The sequence below is a fragment of the Agriterribacter humi genome (genome assembly GCF_009192765.1).
Classification (GTDB): domain Bacteria; phylum Bacteroidota; class Bacteroidia; order Chitinophagales; family Chitinophagaceae; genus Agriterribacter; species Agriterribacter humi.
In genome coordinates, this window is the sequence record NZ_VOHQ01000004.1 from 322,029 (window position 1) to 340,759 (window position 18,731).

Consider the following 18,731-nt stretch of genomic DNA (forward strand, 5'->3'; position numbering starts at 1 on the left):
CAGAAAGTAGGGGTATAAAAATAAATATGCGAAGCCATTCTAATTTAGTAAATTTATAATACCTAAAAACATCTCCTCATGATAAAGAAAATTCCCGGGGAAACATGGAAGCCATTGCAGTTCTCCGGATGGAAGCAGCTTCGTAAAAAATATGCCGTCTCCAACCATGGTAAAGTAGCCAGCTATACTGACGACATTTATGCTGATGGCCAGTTGCTCAGCGGATCGCTCACCACGGGTTACAGGAGCCTGAATCTCCATCGCCCCAACAATAAGGGCACCCTATATATTCATCGTGAGATTGCACGTTTGTTTTGTAAAAAGCCTTCGCCCAAGCACCAGTTTGTCATCCATCTTAACTACAATAAAACGGATAATAAATCCTCCAACCTGAAATGGGCAACTTTAAGCGAAGTAAGCCATCACCAGCAAAAAAGCCCTGCTAAGATCGCTTATAAAAAAATACAGGCAAACCGGTCATCCGGTTTAAAACTCAATACCAACCAGGTAAGCGCTATCAAAAAAACCATTGCCGATCCCAAACGCAAGCTTACCTATAAACAACTGGCCGAAAAGTACGATGTGAGCGAAATGACGCTGTATAGAATTAAGAGTGGTGAAAACTGGGCGCGGGTGAAATAGTGAGTAGTCAGTAGTGAATGGTGAGTAGTGGGTGTCTTGTCATTTTGCCAGGTCTATCTTCCGGCGTTTTTGCCGTTGAGTTATTTAACCTTCCTTATCTTTGCTTTAATTGAGATTCACTAATCGTACCCCAATGATACAACCAGCTACAGTGCGGTTTCTTAAAAATCTTTCCAAAAACAATAATAAACCCTGGTTCGATTTACACAGAAAGGAATACGAAGTTGCCCGCAAAGATTACGAAGATTTTATTCAATCGGTTATTAATGCATTTGGCAAAACCGATCCTTCTATAGCACCTTTAATTGCAAAGCAATGCTTATTCCGTATTAACAGGGATATCCGCTTCAGCAAAAATAAAACACCCTACAAAAAAAATTTTGCAGCCAGTATTAACCGGGGGGGTAAAAAATCCATTTTTGGAGGTTATTATTTTCACCTGGAACCTGGTAATAGTTTTGTGGGCGGCGGTATTTGGATGCCCATGCCGGCTGAAACGCAAAAAATAAGGCAGGAAATTGATTATTGCTGGCCGGAGTTTAAAAAAATAATTACAGCAAAAAAATTCAAAACCATTTACAGTGATCTGGATAATGAACCGGAAATCACTTTGGTGAATGTACCTAAGGGATATGCTAAAGATAATCCCGCGGCACAATACCTTAAGCTAAAAAGCTGGATTGCAATGCAGGCAATTGATGATGCGGCCCTCAGTTCTAAAAACCTGCTAAAGCAAACTGTGCAGGCCTTCAGCGCCATACAGCCACTGATCTGGTTTTTGAATCGTACTATAGAAGAATAAAGACTGTTTTAAATCGGCTTATAAAGCCTTTTTAAAACAGCCCTTAACCGGAGTTACACAATTATAATAAATTATTTTCCACCAGGTATTCCGCAATCTGCACCGCATTGGTAGCTGCGCCTTTGCGCAGATTATCGCTAACGATCCACATGTTAAGCGTGTTGGGCTGCGATTCATCCCTTCTTAATCTTCCCACAAATACATCATCTTTTTCATGTGCATCTTTAGGCATGGGGTACAGCGCATTGGAAGGATCATCAACCACTACTACGCCGGGTGCTTTGCTAAGTATTTCTTTTACTTCTGCCAGATCAAAATCATGTTCAAATTCTATGTTTACGCTTTCGCTGTGTCCGCCCATAACCGGGATGCGAACCGTTGTTGCGGTTACCCGAATGCTGTCATCTCTTAATATCTTTCGGGTTTCATTCACCATTTTCATTTCTTCCTTGGTGTATCCGTTGTCAAGGAACACATCAATTTGAGGTATTACGTTCAAATCAATTGGGTATTTATACGCCATCGGGTATTCGTTGTTATCCCCTTTAACCGCATGATTTCTTTCACCCAGCATTTGTTCCACGGCTTTTACACCAGTGCCGGTAACACTCTGGTAAGTACTTACTATAATTCTTTGTATGTTGTATTTTTTATGCAGGGGATTGAGTGCCACTACCATTTGTATGGTAGAGCAATTCGGGTTGGCAATGATCTTATCTTCTTTCGTTAAGGCGTCGGCATTGATTTCGGGCACTACTAATTTTTTAGAGGGATCCATACGCCACGCAGAAGAGTTGTCAATAACGGTAATGCCTGCCGCCGCAAATTGCGGCGCTAATGCAAGGGAAGTGGTTCCACCCGCTGAAAACAAGGCCACATCGGGTTTTGCCGCAATGGCATCGCCAGCGCTTACCACCTTATATTTTTTGCCTTTAAACGCTACTTCCTTGCCAATAGATTTTTCCGAGGCAACAGGAATCAATTCTGTTACCGGGAAATTCCTTTCTGCCAGAACCTGTAACATTTTAGTGCCTACTAATCCTGTGGCGCCTACTACTGCAACTTTCATTTTTGGTTTATTTTATGGTTTTAGTTTTGATACATCGCATTAAAAAAGCCTTTCCTGTTCCGGAAAGGCCTTGAATATATTCGGTCATACCATACACTCTTTAACCCTTCCTTTGCAGGAACTGTTTCTTTGTGCGTTTGGTATGCTTCTTTAATTGTAACATAGTGGCAGCAAAGGTAATCAGCAGTTACGATTCTTCCAAAAATATAAACATAAGTATTCTGTAGCGTATAGCAAGTGCACTCCCGCTATTCATTTGTTGTTTGGGCTGTACCCGGTTTCATTACTGCAAAATGCTTTTTTCACTCTTTCCATGCTCTTTATCTGTTGTTTCTCTGCCAGCATGCTGTTAAAAGAGGATGGCTTTTTTAGGGCTCTTTATTTCGATACATTTGCCTTAATCAAATTTTTTAAAAAGCATGCGAAAAGGGTTTATTATTACCGCTTTGATCTGTATGCTGGTAACAGGTTATTTATCTTATGCGGTAAGTCAATGGTGGCTGATTGTTTTTGTTATGGTGGTTCTGCTCGTTGTAATGGGCATTTATGATATGGTGCAGACCAGGCATTCTATTATGCGTAACTATCCTGTAGTGGGGCGGTTGCGCTACTGGATGGAGGATATCCGGCCTAAAATGTATCAATATTTTATAGAGTCGGATATTGACGGGCGGCCTATTAACCGCATTGACCGTTCAACTATATATCAGCGGGCCAAACAGCAAATGGATACCATGCCTTTTGGTACGCAGCTCAATGTGTACGAAGAAGGATATGAATGGCTGAGTCATTCTATAGCGCCCAAAGATTTTAATACATTGGATCACGATCCAAGAATACTTATTGGTAATAAAGATTGCCGGCAGCCTTATTCATGCAGCATTTTAAATGTGTCGGCTATGAGTTTTGGATCCCTTAGTTCTAATGCTATTGAAGCTTTAAATGCCGGGGCCAAAATAGGAGGGTTTGCGCACAATACAGGTGAAGGAGGCATCAGTTCCTATCATCTCAAACATGAGGGTGATATTATATGGCAGATAGGAACAGGATATTTTGGTTGCAGGGATGAAGATGGCCGGTTTTCAGCAGAAGTATTCAAAAAAAATGTTGACAGGCCGCAAATTAAAATGGTAGAGCTCAAACTTTCGCAAGGTGCAAAACCGGGGCATGGCGGCATTTTGCCGGCAAAAAAGAATACGCTTGAAATAGCCACTATTCGTCATGTGCAGCCAGGTACAACGGTTTATTCACCACCTTACCACAGTGCCTTTAACTCTCCGAAAGCGCTTATATTATTTATACAGCAGCTCAGGGAGCTATCCGGCGGAAAGCCCACAGGGTTCAAGTTATGCGTTGGAAAAAAGAGTGAGTTTGCAGGTGTCTGTAAAGCAATGGTTGAATTGGATATCTATCCGGATTTTATTACTGTAGATGGTGGTGAAGGTGGCACCGGCGCTGCGCCCCAGGAATTTTCCAATTATGTAGGAGCTCCGTTAATGGATGGTTTGGCCTTTGTACACAATATGCTGGTAGGTTTTGGGATAAGGCAGCATATCAAAATAGTTGCTTCAGGAAAAATTTTATCGGGTTTTCATATATTAAGGGCTATTGCCCTGGGCGCAGATGGTTGCAACAGCGCAAGGGCTATGATGATGGCATTGGGTTGTATACAGGCCCTGGTATGTAATACAAATAAGTGTCCTACAGGGGTTGCCACGCAGGATCCACAGTTAACCATTGGATTGGTAGTAGACGATAAAAAACACAGGGTTGCCAATTATCATGAAGATACCGTAAACTCTTTTATAGAACTTACCGGGGCCGCAGGTCTGGACGATTACAAACAACTGACCCGCTCACATATTTACCGCCGTGTATTTATGAATGAGGTAAGAACGTTTGAAGATATCTTTCCATCGCTGCAACCCGGTTGCCTCCTGAATGGCAATATACCTGAAAAGTATAAACAGGACCTGGAAATGGCAAAAGCGGATACGTGGCAATAAACTGCCGGAGGATTACTTTAGTCTTTTTATTTTCACCATCTCAATGCGGGTGTCGCTAACATTAATGATATCAAATTCGTAACTGTCAATAATGATTCTTTCCTTAATTTTTGGTATCATTTCGTGGTGATGAATGATATAGCCTGAAAGGGTTTCCGACTCTGTTTCGCCAAAGTAGAGATGATATTTTTTATTTAAATAATCAAGCTCAAGCCTTCCTGAAAAAATGAATTCATTTTCAGCTATTTGTTTTTCAACAAATTTATCTGTGTCATATTCGTCGCGTATTTCACCAAAAATTTCCTCCAGCAAATCTTCCATAGTAATAATGCCTGCGGTACCTCCAAATTCATCTACTACCCATGCAATGCTTTTTTGTTCTTTAGTGAATTTGCTGATCAGGTCCATGGCACTCATGCTTTCCGGAACCGCCGGAATGGGCAATAAAATAGATTGTATACCGGAAGGATTTTTAAAAAGTTCAATCTGGTGAATATATCCGCGGATATTATCAATATTGTTTTCATATACTACCAGCCTGCTTAATTTGGTGTCAATGAATTTTTGCTTTACGGTATCCATTGAGGTATTCATCTCAACAGATTCTATCTCTTTGCGTGGTATCAGGCATTGACGTATTTTAACGGAAGGAAGCTGTAGTGCGTTCTCAAAAAGCTGGGTATTCATGTCATGGGTACCATCGGACTGATCTTTGTGCTGTTGAATAAAATGTTCCAGGTCAACGGGCGAAATAGCGGCTTTTTTCTGATCTGATATCCTGATATTGAATAAATAGGTAAGTATCCATTCCGAGATGCTGATAAAAAAAGATGCGACAGGATAGAGAATGCCATGAAAAAAATCGAGTATGCCCAACTGGGCAAAAATGGATAATACAGAATCATTCTTTGCCCTGAATAAAGCCTTAAAAGAAAATTGAACAATGAGAAGAATTAAAGTGGAAAGCAGGGTTTCAAAAATAAGCCTGAGGTATTTTACATAGGCGGAAAATGATGTGGCAAGATGCTTTTCAATCCAATCCCACAAAGGCGAAAGAAATTCACCTACCAGCAAACCATATATCACAACTACCATGCTAAGCCCTACTAAAGTTGTTCCTATAAACTTCACAGGTTGTTCCAGTAATTGCGATAATATTCTGCCGCTGCGTAATCCTTGCTTTCTTTTGAGTTCAAAAGAAAACTTATTGGCCGATACAAATGCTACTTCAATACCGGCAAAAAAGCCAACCAGCAGTAAGGTTAGAATAATACCCACTAATTTTAATATATCAACATCGGCCATATATCTTCAAATATAATAAATTGATTAATAATTGTTTAATAAGAGGAAATGTAAATCTCACAAGGGGTATATTGTATATAATTGCAATATGACATCTTTTTTATAGCATAAACAAAACGGAACCGGAAGATATATAGTGTTTAGAAAAAGCAGAATTATAGTACTAAAATCAGGAAACTTATTGTATTGCTGTGTCAAACCTGAAATGTGAAACGTGAGAGATGAATTGAATGATGAGAGATAAGTAGTTTTTTTATCGTCTCACGTTTATCGTTTCACGAGGGTCAATAGTGAGGGTTAAAATTCGCCATTGCCTATTCACCTTTATCCTCTAACGATAGCTGTGATTATCTTTTCTGCTTCCCGGCAGGCATCTTCAAGATTGTTATTTACAATAGTATAATTAAAATGATCCTTAAAGGATAATTCGTAGGATGCTTTATTTATTCTTGCCTCGAGCGATTCCAGGGTTTCCGTTCCCCTGCTTTCGAGCCTGTTTTTTAATTCCTTTACCGAAGGTGGCTGAATGAAAACAGAATACGAAGATTCGGGATAACGGCGTTGTATATGCAATGCGCCTTTTACATCAATGTCCAGTACAGGTATCTTTCCTGTTTTCCAGATGCGTTCCAGCTCAGCCTGTAAAGTGCCATAATATTTCCCTTCATATACCATTTCCCATTCTACAAATTGGTTCTGTTGTATTTTTTGTTGAAATATTTCCTTATTCAAAAAATAATAATCTTTACCGTTTTGTTCATTCTCTCTTGGCGGTCGGGTAGTGGCAGATACAGAAAATGAAAGTTGATGAGGATATTTTTGCAGCAGGTAATGTACAATAGTGGTTTTACCTGCACCCGAAGGAGCTGTAATAATAATGATCTTATTTTGATTCATGTCTATTAAAAACCGGTTTATATCGGTGAAATTCCAGGATCCAAAATTCAACACTGCTTTTAAATGCGCTGTATTCGCGCACCCAACTGTTGTAGTCGTTTATCAATGTATTGATATCCCCTGTCTATTTGTTCAATATTCTGGATGGTGCTTTTGCCTTCGGCGCTGAGCGCTGCAATAAGCAATGCAACGCCGGCGCGTATATCCGGACTGCTCATAGTAATACCCCGCAGATGGTGTTGCCGCCCCAGCCCTATTACTGCGGCCCGGTGCGGATCGCAAAGAATAATTTGTGCACCCATATCAATAAGTTTGTCAACAAAAAACAAACGGCTCTCGAACATTTTCTGATGCACCAGTACCGAACCTTTGGCCTGGGCAGCCACCACTAATACTATACTTAGCAAATCGGGTGTAAAACCAGGCCAGGGGTGATCATAAATGGTCATTACCGAGCCATCTAAAAATGTTTGTATCTCATAAAGCTCCTGTTCAGGAATATAGATATCATCGTTTTTACATTCCAATTGAATACCCAACTGCCGGAATTTTTCGGGTATTTGTCCTAAATGCGCTATACCCGCGTTTTTTATGGTAATCTCGCTTTGTGTCATGGCCGCCAACCCAATAAAAGAACCCACTTCAATCATATCCGGCAGCATAGTATGGGTTGTTCCTTCCAAATGATCTACGCCTTCAATCGTCAGTAAATTGGAACTTACACCGCTGATGCGGGCTCCCATCCGGTTTAGCATTTTGCACAGTTGTTGAACATAGGGTTCGCAGGCGGCATTGTAAATAGTAGTAGTGCCTTTTGCCAGTACGGCGGCCATCACAATATTGGCTGTTCCTGTTACGGAAGGCTCATCAAGCAGCATATCCGTGCCTTTCAAAGAAGGCGCTTTGAGGTGAAAGAATCCGTCTTGTTGATGATAATCGAATTGTACGCCTAATTTTTCAAAACCAATAATATGAGTATCCAAACGCCTTCTTCCAATTTTATCGCCTCCCGGCTTTGGAATAAACGCTTTTTTAAACCGGGCAAGCAGGGGACCAGCCAGCATAACAGAACCGCGCAGCCTGCCGCTTTTTTTACGGTAAGTTTCGCTATGCAGGTAATCAATATTTACATTATCCGCAGTAAAAGAACAGGAATGCCTGTTGTGACGTTCGATTTTTACATTCATTTCCCCGAGTAGCTCTATCAGCAGGTTCACATCTAATATATCAGGTATGTTATGTACGGTTATTTTTTCAGGGGTAAGCAATACGGCGCTAATAATTTGGAGCGCTTCGTTTTTAGCGCCTTGCGGGATTATTTCACCCTTAAGTTTTTTTCCACCTGTTACTTCAAATGAATGCATATTAAATAGAATGAATGCAAATATAAAACCCCGGCATTGTGTTCATGCGCCGGGGTTCTTTTATTTTTGAGATTACCAGTTTGGTTTATTTAAATCTTTTCTTATAATGTTTTCCCGGCTTGCCATTACGGTCGTTACGTTCATTACGACCTCCGCCTCCATTATTGCGTTGCTGGTAACCACCTTTGCCTCCTCCGCGCTGAAAGCGGTTGCTTTCCCTGCTGTCTCTTTCCCGATAAGCCTTTACAAATGGAGTAGTGGTAAATTCAAGCTGCCCATCGGTAATGGCGTTTAATTCACTGCGGATAGCATCATCATGCACCAGTTCCTTATGCCATGTGTTGTAGGCAAGTTTCATATAATAAGCGATAGAATTCGCAAAACCCGAGCGCTTTTCCGGGTTTTCTTCTTTCAGCGCTTTGTTAATGACCAACTCCAGATTCTTTCCCAGATGTGAATACCTGGGGTATTTTTTAGGATAAGGTAATACCTGGGGCCTGGGTTTTAAAGTTTCCCGTGTGGGAATAGGATACGGACTATCAACATCCAGCTTAAAATCGGATATTAAAAAAAGATGATCCCATAGCTTATGCCGGAAATCTTCTACATTTTTAAGATGCGGGTTTAGAAATCCCATCAGTTCAATAAGCGAATGGGCATTTTTTTGCCTTTTATCCCTGTCCTCAATCGTTATCACATAATCAATCATCTTCTGAATATGACGGCCATATTCCTTCATAATAAGATGATTCCTTGTAGTATTATATTCCATGTGTAAATTCAATGTTGACAAAAATACAAAAGAGTTGGCAACTTTCGGGGCTTACCAACTCTTTTGTGAGGATTATACGATTATACCGGTATATAGCTTTACCTGATTAGCAAACGGCTTATATGCTGACTTCTTGTAGCGGTATTGGTTACAAGTACAAAATATAGTCCGGACTGGTATTTTTTCATTAATGTGAGTTTATGTTGCCGCCCGCCATTTGGAGCCATATTGCTTTTTTCCACTATCTGCCCCGTACTGTTTACCAACTCAACCTGCAGGTTATGTTTTTGTATACTATTGAACTGCAGGGTAATTTCCTTTTCTGCAGGGTTGGGAAAGATGCTGAATGCTGATTGTTGCAGGGTTTCTACATTAACCGAAGTAATAGCAGAATACTGTACTTTGCCCCGTGCATCTGTTTGCTTTAAGCGGAAATAAATTTTGCCGTTAGCTGATGCCGGAACAGCATAATCAAACTCATATTTCACAACAGTGCTGTGTGAAGCCGGCATTTGGCTTTGCATGGTGCCGATACTGCTAAAGTCGTAACCATTAATGCTTACCTCAGGCGTATATATGATATTGTTCTCCTCCCTTTCCTTTATCCAGTTTAATTCAATATTGCTGTTATTGATTTTACGCGCCAAAAATGTAAGCTTTCCTTCAGGAAGTACGCTCATGGGGCAATAGGTATAGGTAGTGCTGATAGATACCTGTGTATTGAGGGTAACAATTCTTTGCGTATATCTTCCTCCAAAGCCCTGCGCCAAAAGGGATGCCAGCACATCGTATTTGAATTTGATTGATCCTGTTCCGGTAAATGCCCCAAAATCTTCGGGAGCAATGGATTGAGTAAAAACGCGCGGCGTAGAGGGGCTGGATAAAGGTTCAGTTGGCGCTGCCTGTATTTTTCCCCATGCATTACTATAATCATCATTTGGTCCATTGCTTGCCCATGGCGGCGTACTGGTTTCTACGGCAGGATTATCACTGGCGCCAATGTTGATATTGTTATATACTATGGTGGTATCAAGCATGATTCCCGCCCCTAATCCCGGACCTCTTATATAATCAGTTCTGTAGTAAGTAATTTTATATGTTATCGGCGCCCCCACATCATTCACTACTTCAAGTATAGCATTTCCCAAGGTTGATATAGTGAGATCTGCACCCATGAGAGTGCCCATTGAGGGATTGAATTTGTAAGGGTAATAAAGGGAATCCGTTAAACTGGCAAGGTTTGTAGTATAGGTGTAAGTTACAGTTTGAAACGGTTCTCCATTAGGACATTGTGCGTGGGATACCTTATTCCAGTTCAGCAAAGCATATACTATAACTAAGCAAATGCGTAGAATTCTAAGCCTCATAGGTATGGATTTAGTTTACGATAGGTTTGGATATAAAGGAAATTCTTTTGGATATTACCCGGTATCATATCTCCATCAAGGATATTTTACCGGGAATAAGCAAGCGGATTACCTTTGCAATAATACACTAATAATAACGCCGCGCAGGCCTGATAATTACCTTGCAAACTCATATGGAATGATATTTAAAAATGTGTTTATTTTAATCAATTGAGAATCATGAAAGTGACCATATACGGGGGTGTTGGCTTTTTACCAAAGGAGAAAAATTTTGAGGGGTTTATTCACAATATCATTTGTGCGCTTTGCCGGCAGCATGTTTCTGATTCTTTTGTTTTTTTATCTTGTGGTAACGAACTGTCATTACCTGGTAATGGGTTATTTGTTTCTGTGCCGGTTCCTTTTTTTGCAAGACCTGTAAGTAATATATGGTGCAATCATAAAGTGATATCGGTAATTAAAAAAAACGGAGCAGATATACTGATCTCACTCAACGGTTGCCTGTTGCCAACGCGTATACATCAAATCCTTATCATATCCGATGCTACTGATATCAAAACAATTAAAGCCGCAGCCAGGTATTTGCGTAGCGGTAAACGGTGCAGTATCGTTACTTCATCGGTTTTCATGAAAGAAAAGCTGGTTAAAGAAACCGTACCGGAACCGGCTGTTTTTATATTGCCACAGGCGCCTGGTTTAATGTATCAACCTGTTGACTGGGAGAGAAGAGAAGCAGTGAAGAATAAGTATACAGATGGCAGGGAATACTTTTTGATGCCTGTATTATCCACCCCCCATCATCATATCATCGCTACATTAAAGGCTTTCTCCCAATTCAAAAAATGGCAGCAAAGTAATATGCAACTCATTTTATGGGGAAACCTTTTGCATGATAAAAGAATACAGGATCTGCTGCAAACATATAAATACCGGGATGATATAAAGCTCATAGGAAATACGCTTAATGATGCCGGTTATGCAGATGTATTGGCATCGTGCATGACGATGATCTGTTTGCCTGGCGTTGATGAAACAGGGGTTATACTGGCGGAGGCGCTGCAATGCGGTACACCTGTTATTGCTGCCAAAACAGAAGCTCTTGCCAAAACAGGTGGTGATGCCGTGTTGTATTATAACCCCGCGGATATTATTAAAGAGCTTGCCGCTAATATGATGAACTTATACAAAGATGAAAAATTAAGACATACACTTGTCAGCAAAGGACGGGAGCAGGTTTTGCCGCTTAACGAAGCAATTGCAATGGAGAGGCTTTGGAATTATATTCAGCAGGTAGTTACCACATAAATCCACTTACCTTTGCATCATTTTTATAAAAGTAGCCATGCAAAAATCAACAATTACTATTGACGTTACCCTCGACCCGCATAAGATCCCGCAGCAGATTTCATGGAAGGCCAGTAGTAGCAGCGCAGCAGATCCGCAGCAATCCAAAGCCATGATGCTGGCTTTTTGGGACGGGCAGGAAAAATCCGCATTACGTATTGACCTCTGGACCAAAGATATGATGGTAGATGAAATGGGTGATTTTTTTCACCAAACGCTGATGACCATGGCAGATACTTACCGGCGGGCTACGGGTCAAACCGAACTGGTGGAAGCGATAAAATTATTCGCAGACGATTTTTATAAAAGATCCCGGGAACTGCTGGAAAAAAGTTAGGTGACAGAGGTGGTGAATGGCAGTGAGAGGTAAGAAGTGAAAGGTGAGAAGGGTGGAATTCACTATTGCCTGTTCCCCTCTATCTTCTCACGTTTCACATCTGATACAGTACTAACAATATAAAAACATAAATATGGCATTGGAACAAATTGTAAACGACCAGATCAAAACGGCCATGCTGGCAAAAGACGCGAATAAATTGCGGGGGCTGAGGGCCATAAAAGCCGCTATTATTATTGCTAAAACAGCCGAAGGTGCGGGAGGACAGTTGGCAGAAACGGATGAAACTAAATTATTACAGAAGCTGGTAAAGCAACGCAAAGATTCATTAGAAATTTACCAGCAACAAAATCGTGCAGACCTTGCCCAAACAGAGCAGGAAGAAATTGATGTGATAGAAGCCTTCCTTCCGAAACAATTAAGTGAAGAAGCATTAAAGGAAGCATTGATTAAAATTATTGCCGACACGGGCGCGGCTTCTCCTGCAGATATGGGTAAAGTGATGGCTGCGGCAACCAAACAACTGGCCGGGCAGGCAGATGGCAAAAGTATTAGCGCCGCTGTAAAAAGCTTATTGGCAAAATGATATTGTCATGAATAATACAACTATACATGTGGATTGATATTGTATTTGTGGTTGCATTAATCATAGCAGTAGTTAAAGGTGCTATGCGGGGCATTGTAATGGCATTGTTTTCATTTGCCGGGTGGTTCATCGGACTGGCAGCAGCGCTAAAATTATCAGCAGTAGTTGCGGTATATATGCAGGAACATACGGGCATCAACGCCAAATGGCTGCCCCTGATTTCTTTTATACTTGTATTTGTAATAGTAGTGTTACTGGTACAGTGGGCAGGCAAAGCGATAGAAAATATATTTGATTTTACTTTGTTAGGCTGGGTGAATCGTTTAGGTGGCGCTTTGTTGTATACCGGCATGTACATACTACTGGGCAGCATACTGTTGTTTTATGCAGACAAAATGCATTTAATCAATCCCGAAACATTATCAAACAGCCATGCTTATGCGCTTACTGCAGGAATAGCTCCGGCTTTAATAGAAGGGTTGGGCGCAATAATACCCACATTTAAAAATACTTTCCACGAACTGCAAACCTTTTTTGACAAGATTGAAAAAGCGTTTTCAGGCAATAAATAAAAGGAAGGTGTTCTTTATTAAGGCTGTTTTTTTGCCGTATCTGTAACAGGCCGTATGCTATCCCGTACAAAAGTGCTATCGGGTACAACGGTGCTATCTCCTGTAGCAACACCTGTAAACTCCGACTCCGGAACAGGAAGTATGCCCTGTGAAGGATTAATGATTTTTATATTCCTGAAATCCTGCGAAGCTTCTAATCCTTGGCCCGGAAGAACGGTGCCATCTTTTTTTGTGATCTTTACCGGTTTATCGGTATAAAATATTTCTTTATTCTGATCCCACCACAATTCCTGGCAACGCAGGGTGTCCTGGTTAAATTTTTGGATCACCACCACGCTATCTTTAAGGTACATTTTCTTTTGTCCTTCAATATAGCGTCCATATAGAGCATCCAGCACGCTTTCTACCTCCAGAGAGTCATTATAAAAATCAACATGTAAACTTTTTGGGAATTCTACCCTTGGCAAAGTATCCTGGTAACGGTACATTAAAGGAGCAGTAAGCTTGGCCCGCATCTTGCCTGCCTGGCTAAAATAAGTTTCAATCGTTCTTGCCTCGTCAACCCCAATCTTTTTTTGTGTAAGTTCCCTTATCTCCTGCTCACTGTTTTCGCAGCCAGGCAAAAAAAGAAGCGGTAAACAAAGGCATATCCAAATATAAAAATTTTTACGCCCGGTTGCGATACGCATTATTGGTATGTGCGTTTGATAAACCATATATCGCTCAAAGATAACCCGATGGAAATCCTGTAAAAGTTTTCGCGGAGTGAGTTGCTTTTATTACCGCGGGCGCCAATTTCAAAAGCGGTATTGATGCTGGTATACTGACCGGAATATAAACTATAGCCATACTTACGTACTGGGAAGGAAGCGCCGAATGTTATGGCATATACAGGCAGGTTCTTGTCTACTGCTATATAATCTGGTCCCATATAAAAACCTGCGCGGTATTGGACCTGCGCCCAGTAGCTGGTGCTTTTATAATTCGGTATCACCGATCCGCCCAGCCTGAACAGCCAGCTATTTTTTACCTGGTCTTTTTGATCGTAATACCGGTAATCCGACCACTGCGACAAACTATATTCAGCACTTACCGACCAGGTAAGATCTTTTTCAATGGTAATGCCTGCTCCATAAGTAGCGGGCACTATAATTTTGCCTCTGTTGTCATCTGAAATATATACACTGTCTTTTTGTATTTCACCGGAGGAAGCTGTATACTCGAAGCTTTCGCGGATGATTTTCCTTGAGGCGTTCAATGAATTTTTAAACTGTGCATAGGCGCCCAACTTGAGTGTCAGGTTCTTACCAATGCGGGTTGAATACTGCGCTCCAGCATGTACAAAAAAGCCACCAAAAAAAGTACTGTCGGCCCATTTCCCTTTTTCATACAAAACGCTGTCATTTATTAAAATACGTTCTGTAACGTAGTTTTTACTGCCAAATGTATACCCCGCGTTTACGCCAACGGTAAAATGTTTACTGCCAATACCGGTTCCCAAGTAAGCCTGGTAAGAACCACCCTGTCCGCTAAATGAGGTAAGCACACTGTCTATACCGGGCAAACGGGTAGTTTGCTGTAACTCGTAATTGATACGGGTTAGTGGCCTCATCCCGATATTCATTCCCCAGTTTCTCTTTTTTGACAATGGAAACCCCACCTGGATATATGAGGGTATAAGATAACCCGAGTTGAGCGTACGAACCGGGTTGGTGGCTTTAAGGGTGCGCCCTGTATAATCGAGACCCACATCAAATGTGGTATATTTTAAGCGGGCATATGATGCCGGATTAACAAAGTTTACGGTTACCGGATCATAATACGAAGCCGCAACGCCCCCCATTGCACGGTTTACAATATTCTGGCCTGGCACAATATCTCCCAGCCCAAACCGTGAATAGGGCGAATTTTCCTGCGCGGAAGCAGCACCATATTTTAGAAGGAAAATTGAACTGAACAAAAAAAGTTTTCTGCAGTTAGTTATACTCACTGATCGCATACAAGCCTTTATAAATTAAATGAGGGTCTGCAAATATCTTATTTTTCAGCACTTGAGCAAAATAGGGTGAATCGCCCCCGGTTAAAAGCACGTTAAAGTTGTTATACCGCTCTGAATATGCGTCAATTATACCATCAATTTCTTTTGCCATACCCAGTATTACTCCGCTGGTTATATTGGTTTTTGTATCATATCCCACCAAAGGAAAATTCCAATCTGCCTTTACTAAGGGTAATTTGGCTGTATAATCCCTAAGCGATTTAAGCCTCATTTCCATACCCGGAGAGATGCCTCCTCCCAAAAACTGGTTGTATTTGCTGATAAAATTATAGGTGATACAGGTGCCTAAACCTATCACAAGATTATGTTTTCCGGGGAAAAAAGAAACGGCTCCTGCAGATAAAGCCAGCCGGTCGGCACCAATGGTTTCAGGTTTTGTAACCGGTGCTGTAAAGGGTAGCCGTGTAAAACTTGAAAGCAGGTGGAACCGGGAATGTTCAGATAGAATATTTTCTATTTCAATATTGTGATTGATTACTGAAGATAAAATAGTTTTCTGGGGCTGAATTTGCTGGAGCAAGCGGGCAATAGTACCAGGTTCCGCATCATTCAACACTTCTACAAATTGCAGTTCGCGTTCCTTGAATACAGCGTATTTAAGCCTTGTATTGCCAAAATCAAAACAAACTGTTATCATTCGCATCATAAATATTAGGTTAGGGAAGCAACGATAGCACCAAAAGTCTGATAAAATATTTTAAAATAATAAATTGATTTAAACCCCAGCTTTGAAGCTTTTAACTGGTGCGCCTCCTTATGCGGCATAACCATTAATTTTGCGTTTTGAATTATTTTTAAAAATTGTTTGCCGGTAACTGGTTTTTAACCGTGTAATACTGCACTGCATCCATTAAAATGGTGATCAGTCAGGCTAATATCTTATAAAAAAAGGCTATGACAGCAGAACATCAACGTCTTTCCGTTAATGCTAAAAAACCTATTCCGCTCGAACAATGGGGCCCTTATTTGAGCGAACGCCAATGGGGAACCGTGCGCGAAGATTACAGTACTACCGGCGATGCCTGGAATTATTTTCCTTTTAGCCATTCGCACACCCGTGCTTACCGCTGGGGAGAAGATGGACTGGCCGGCATTTGCGATTTTTTCGGTAACCTTTGTTTTGGCATTGCTTTATGGAATGGCAAGGATAAAATTTTGAAGGAAAGACTCTTTGGGTTAGGTAATAGTGAAGGGAACCACGGCGAAGATGTAAAAGAGCTGTACTATTACTTAGATAATATTCCTACTCACTACTATATGGAATATTTATACAAATATCCCCAGCAGGCTTTTCCTTATGACGATTTATTGGAACAAAACGCCAAAAGATCAAAGCAGGAAACCGAATATGAAATTTTAGACACTGGTGTATTTGACAACAATGAATATTTTGATATACTGGTTACTTATGCAAAGCAAAACGCGCAGGATATTTTTATTAAAATTGAAGTTACGAACCGTGCTGATAAGCCTTGCGCTATAGCCGTATTGCCAACGCTTTGGTTTTATAATCGCTGGGCCTATGCCGGTGCGGATGTAAAACCTGCGATAAAATATTTAAATAAAAATGCAGTGCAGGCCTCCCATTATAAACTGGGAAACTATTACTTCTATTTTCAAAATCCGCAGGATTGCCTGTTTACTGAAAACGAAACCAATACGGAGAAAGTCAATGAAACACCTAATGCAACGGTTTTTGTAAAAGATGCTTTTCATGATGCCATTATTGATGGGAAAAATATTCAGGCATTGCGTGATAAAAAATCAGGAACTAAATTTTCTCCTGTATATAAATTAAAAATTCCCGCAGGTGCAACAAAAACCATTTATTGCAGATTCACCAACCAACTGCTGGATAATGCTTTTGCAAGGGGTTTTGAAAAAGTATTTGCAACGCGTAAGAATGAAGCCAATGATTTTTACGGAGTAATATTACCTGCGGAGATGGATGAAGACATGGCCAAAATACAGCGGCAGGCACTTGCGGGTTTGTTGTGGAGCAAGCAGTATTATCATTTCGATGTGGAACGATGGCTTACCACAAGTGACGGAATAACTCCTGTAAGTGCCGGCAAGCAAAACGGGCGCAATCACGATTGGAAGCATCTTAAAAACCAGGATGTAATATCTATGCCCGATAAATGGGAATATCCGTGGTACGCGGCATGGGACCTGGCTTTTCATTGTATTTCGATGGCAGTAGCTGATCCCTGTTTCGCTAAAAACCAGTTATTGCTGATCATGCGGGAATGGTATATGAAGCCAGACGGACAGTTGCCCGCCTATGAGTGGAATTTTAGTGATGTTAATCCTCCTGTGCAGGGATGGGCAGCCATGCAGGTATATTATATTGAAAAGAAAAATGATGGTAAAGGAGATATTGATTTTTTGAAGAAAGTTTTTCAAAAACTGCTGATCAACTTTACCTGGTGGATGAATCGCAAAGATATGAGCGGTAATAATCTTTTTGAAGGCGGCTTTTTGGGACTGGACAATATTGGCGTATTTAACCGCAGTTCGCAATTGGGCAGCAACATGCAGTTGGAGCAGGCCGATGGCACAAGCTGGATGGGCATGTATGCGCTGAATATGCTGGATATGGCCCTGGAGATTGCCGTGCATGATATTGCTTTTGAAGATACAGCGACCAAGTTTTTTGAACAGTTTGTGCTGATTGCGGAAGCCATTAATGAACATGGATTGTGGAATGAAGAAGACAAGTTTTTTTATGATATATTGTCCATAGCCGGATCCGAGCCTTTGCAGTTGCGCATACAATCAATTGTTGGGCTCACCACCTTATTTGCCGTATCCACCATAGAAAAAAAAGTATTTGATAAATTAAAAGACTTTAAAAAACGAATCGGCTGGTTTGAAAACTACCGGAAAAAAAACGGGAAATTTTGGCCCAATGAGGAGAAAAGCGATGGAGAAGCCATGCTGTTGTCATTAGTACCAAGGGAGCGCCTTGTGTATTTGCTGCAACATTTGCTCAATGAAGATGAATTTCTTTCCGAAGGAGGCATCCGGGCGCTGTCAAAGCATCACGAAAAAGATCCATACAGTATTACGATCAATGGCATTAATTATACTGCACAATACGATCCCGGAGATTCTACTTCCGATTTTTATGGTGGTAACTCAAACTGGCGCGGACCAGTGTGGATGCCTATTAATTATTTGATCATACAATCCATTCGCAAGTACGGCGCTTTTTACGGCAGCGATTTAAAAGTGGAATGTCCAGTAGGTTCTGGTATACAATTATCGCTGGGTGAAGTGGCGGATGAGCTCACAAAAAGGGTAATAAGTATTTTTAAAAAGGATGATGCCGGAAAAAGGAAATTATTCGGACAGCACAACTGGTTTTATCAAAAGCCGGGCAATGAACACCTGGTGCTCTTTTACGAATATTTTCATGGCGATGAGGGCAACGGGCTGGGCGCTTCCCACCAAACCGGATGGACTTCGCTGGTAGCCGAACTAATCAATGAACTGCATCACAGCAGTGGAAAACATAAAACCGACCTGGCATCTGAAGCCGCTATTGCAGAAGAACAATCAAAGCCTTAGGCCGGCTGATGAAATGCAACGAAGGATCGTTTATTT

Annotated in this window: 17 protein-coding genes; 8 read left to right on the forward strand and 9 right to left on the reverse strand. The window is 41.1% G+C overall.

The genetic code is table 11. The features are described from left to right. The first annotated feature begins 78 nt into the window (after positions 1-78). Entirely contained in the window at positions 79-642 is a 564-nt protein-coding gene (locus FRX45_RS10065; protein WP_152268281.1) for an NUMOD4 domain-containing protein, read from the forward strand. Positions 643-775: 133 nt separating this feature from the next. Continuing rightward, positions 776-1,444, forward strand: coding sequence for a DUF2461 domain-containing protein (locus FRX45_RS10070; protein ID WP_152268282.1), 669 nt, complete (start codon positions 776-778; stop codon positions 1,442-1,444). 61 nt (positions 1,445-1,505) lie between these two features. Here FRX45_RS10070 and FRX45_RS10075 read toward each other — a convergent pair whose 3' ends face one another. Next, complete coding sequence (locus tag FRX45_RS10075; RefSeq protein WP_152268283.1) at positions 1,506-2,513, reverse strand: aspartate-semialdehyde dehydrogenase; 1,008 nt, start codon at positions 2,511-2,513, stop codon at positions 1,506-1,508. A 419-nt stretch (positions 2,514-2,932) separates the two neighbouring features. Between FRX45_RS10075 and FRX45_RS10080 the strand changes: the two genes are divergently transcribed. Further along, positions 2,933-4,519: an FMN-binding glutamate synthase family protein gene (locus FRX45_RS10080; protein WP_152268284.1), complete on the forward strand. Its 1,587-nt coding sequence runs from the start codon at positions 2,933-2,935 to the stop codon at positions 4,517-4,519. 12 nt (positions 4,520-4,531) lie between these two features. Here FRX45_RS10080 and FRX45_RS10085 read toward each other — a convergent pair whose 3' ends face one another. The 5 genes from FRX45_RS10085 to FRX45_RS10105 form a co-directional block, all read right to left on the reverse strand. Further along, complete coding sequence (locus tag FRX45_RS10085) at positions 4,532-5,824, reverse strand: hemolysin family protein (RefSeq protein ID WP_152268285.1); 1,293 nt, start codon at positions 5,822-5,824, stop codon at positions 4,532-4,534. Positions 5,825-6,148: 324 nt separating this feature from the next. Then, positions 6,149-6,721 carry a guanylate kinase gene (gene gmk, locus FRX45_RS10090; protein WP_152268286.1) on the reverse strand — a complete coding sequence of 191 codons (573 nt, stop codon included), beginning with the start codon at positions 6,719-6,721 and terminating at the stop codon, positions 6,149-6,151. A gap of 59 nt (positions 6,722-6,780) precedes the next feature. Then, positions 6,781-8,085 (reverse strand): UDP-N-acetylglucosamine 1-carboxyvinyltransferase, encoded by a 1,305-nt coding sequence (murA, locus tag FRX45_RS10095; protein WP_152268287.1) that lies wholly within the window; start codon positions 8,083-8,085, stop codon positions 6,781-6,783. A gap of 85 nt (positions 8,086-8,170) precedes the next feature. Beyond that, positions 8,171-8,857 carry a DUF4290 domain-containing protein gene (locus FRX45_RS10100; protein ID WP_152268288.1) on the reverse strand — a complete coding sequence of 229 codons (687 nt, stop codon included), beginning with the start codon at positions 8,855-8,857 and terminating at the stop codon, positions 8,171-8,173. 98 nt (positions 8,858-8,955) lie between these two features. Beyond that, complete coding sequence (locus tag FRX45_RS10105; RefSeq protein ID WP_152268289.1) at positions 8,956-10,224, reverse strand: T9SS type A sorting domain-containing protein; 1,269 nt, start codon at positions 10,222-10,224, stop codon at positions 8,956-8,958. 219 nt (positions 10,225-10,443) lie between these two features. On the opposite strand from FRX45_RS10105, the gene FRX45_RS10110 reads away from it, so the two are divergent. The 4 genes from FRX45_RS10110 (at position 10,444) to FRX45_RS10125 (ending at position 13,063) form a co-directional block, all read left to right on the forward strand. Further along, a complete protein-coding gene (locus tag FRX45_RS10110) occupies positions 10,444-11,529 on the forward strand; it encodes a glycosyltransferase (protein WP_152268290.1) in 1,086 nt (361 codons plus the stop codon). A gap of 37 nt (positions 11,530-11,566) precedes the next feature. Continuing rightward, positions 11,567-11,905, forward strand: coding sequence for a gliding motility protein GldC (gene gldC, locus FRX45_RS10115; RefSeq protein WP_152268291.1), 339 nt, complete (start codon positions 11,567-11,569; stop codon positions 11,903-11,905). Between the two features lie 133 nt (positions 11,906-12,038). Then, complete coding sequence (locus tag FRX45_RS10120; protein WP_152268292.1) at positions 12,039-12,491, forward strand: GatB/YqeY domain-containing protein; 453 nt, start codon at positions 12,039-12,041, stop codon at positions 12,489-12,491. A gap of 26 nt (positions 12,492-12,517) precedes the next feature. Further along, a complete protein-coding gene (locus tag FRX45_RS10125) occupies positions 12,518-13,063 on the forward strand; it encodes a CvpA family protein (protein ID WP_152268293.1) in 546 nt (181 codons plus the stop codon). A gap of 17 nt (positions 13,064-13,080) precedes the next feature. Here FRX45_RS10125 and lptC read toward each other — a convergent pair whose 3' ends face one another. The 3 genes from lptC to FRX45_RS10140 are packed head-to-tail and all read right to left on the reverse strand — an operon-like array spanning position 13,081 to position 15,768. After that, positions 13,081-13,752 (reverse strand): LPS export ABC transporter periplasmic protein LptC, encoded by a 672-nt coding sequence (gene lptC / locus FRX45_RS10130; protein ID WP_193311652.1) that lies wholly within the window; start codon positions 13,750-13,752, stop codon positions 13,081-13,083. Beyond that, positions 13,752-15,023, reverse strand: coding sequence for a hypothetical protein (locus tag FRX45_RS10135; RefSeq protein ID WP_152268295.1), 1,272 nt, complete (start codon positions 15,021-15,023; stop codon positions 13,752-13,754). Before FRX45_RS10135 ends, lptC begins: the two co-directional genes overlap by 1 nt. A 16-nt stretch (positions 15,024-15,039) precedes the next feature. Beyond that, on the reverse strand, positions 15,040-15,768 hold the full coding sequence (locus FRX45_RS10140; RefSeq protein ID WP_226805194.1) for a type III pantothenate kinase: 729 nt from the start codon (positions 15,766-15,768) through the stop codon (positions 15,040-15,042). Positions 15,769-16,016: 248 nt separating this feature from the next. Here FRX45_RS10140 and FRX45_RS10145 point away from each other — a divergent pair, with 248 nt between their 5' ends. Then, positions 16,017-18,695: an MGH1-like glycoside hydrolase domain-containing protein gene (locus FRX45_RS10145; protein ID WP_226805196.1), complete on the forward strand. Its 2,679-nt coding sequence runs from the start codon at positions 16,017-16,019 to the stop codon at positions 18,693-18,695. Positions 18,696-18,731: the final 36 nt, after the last annotated feature.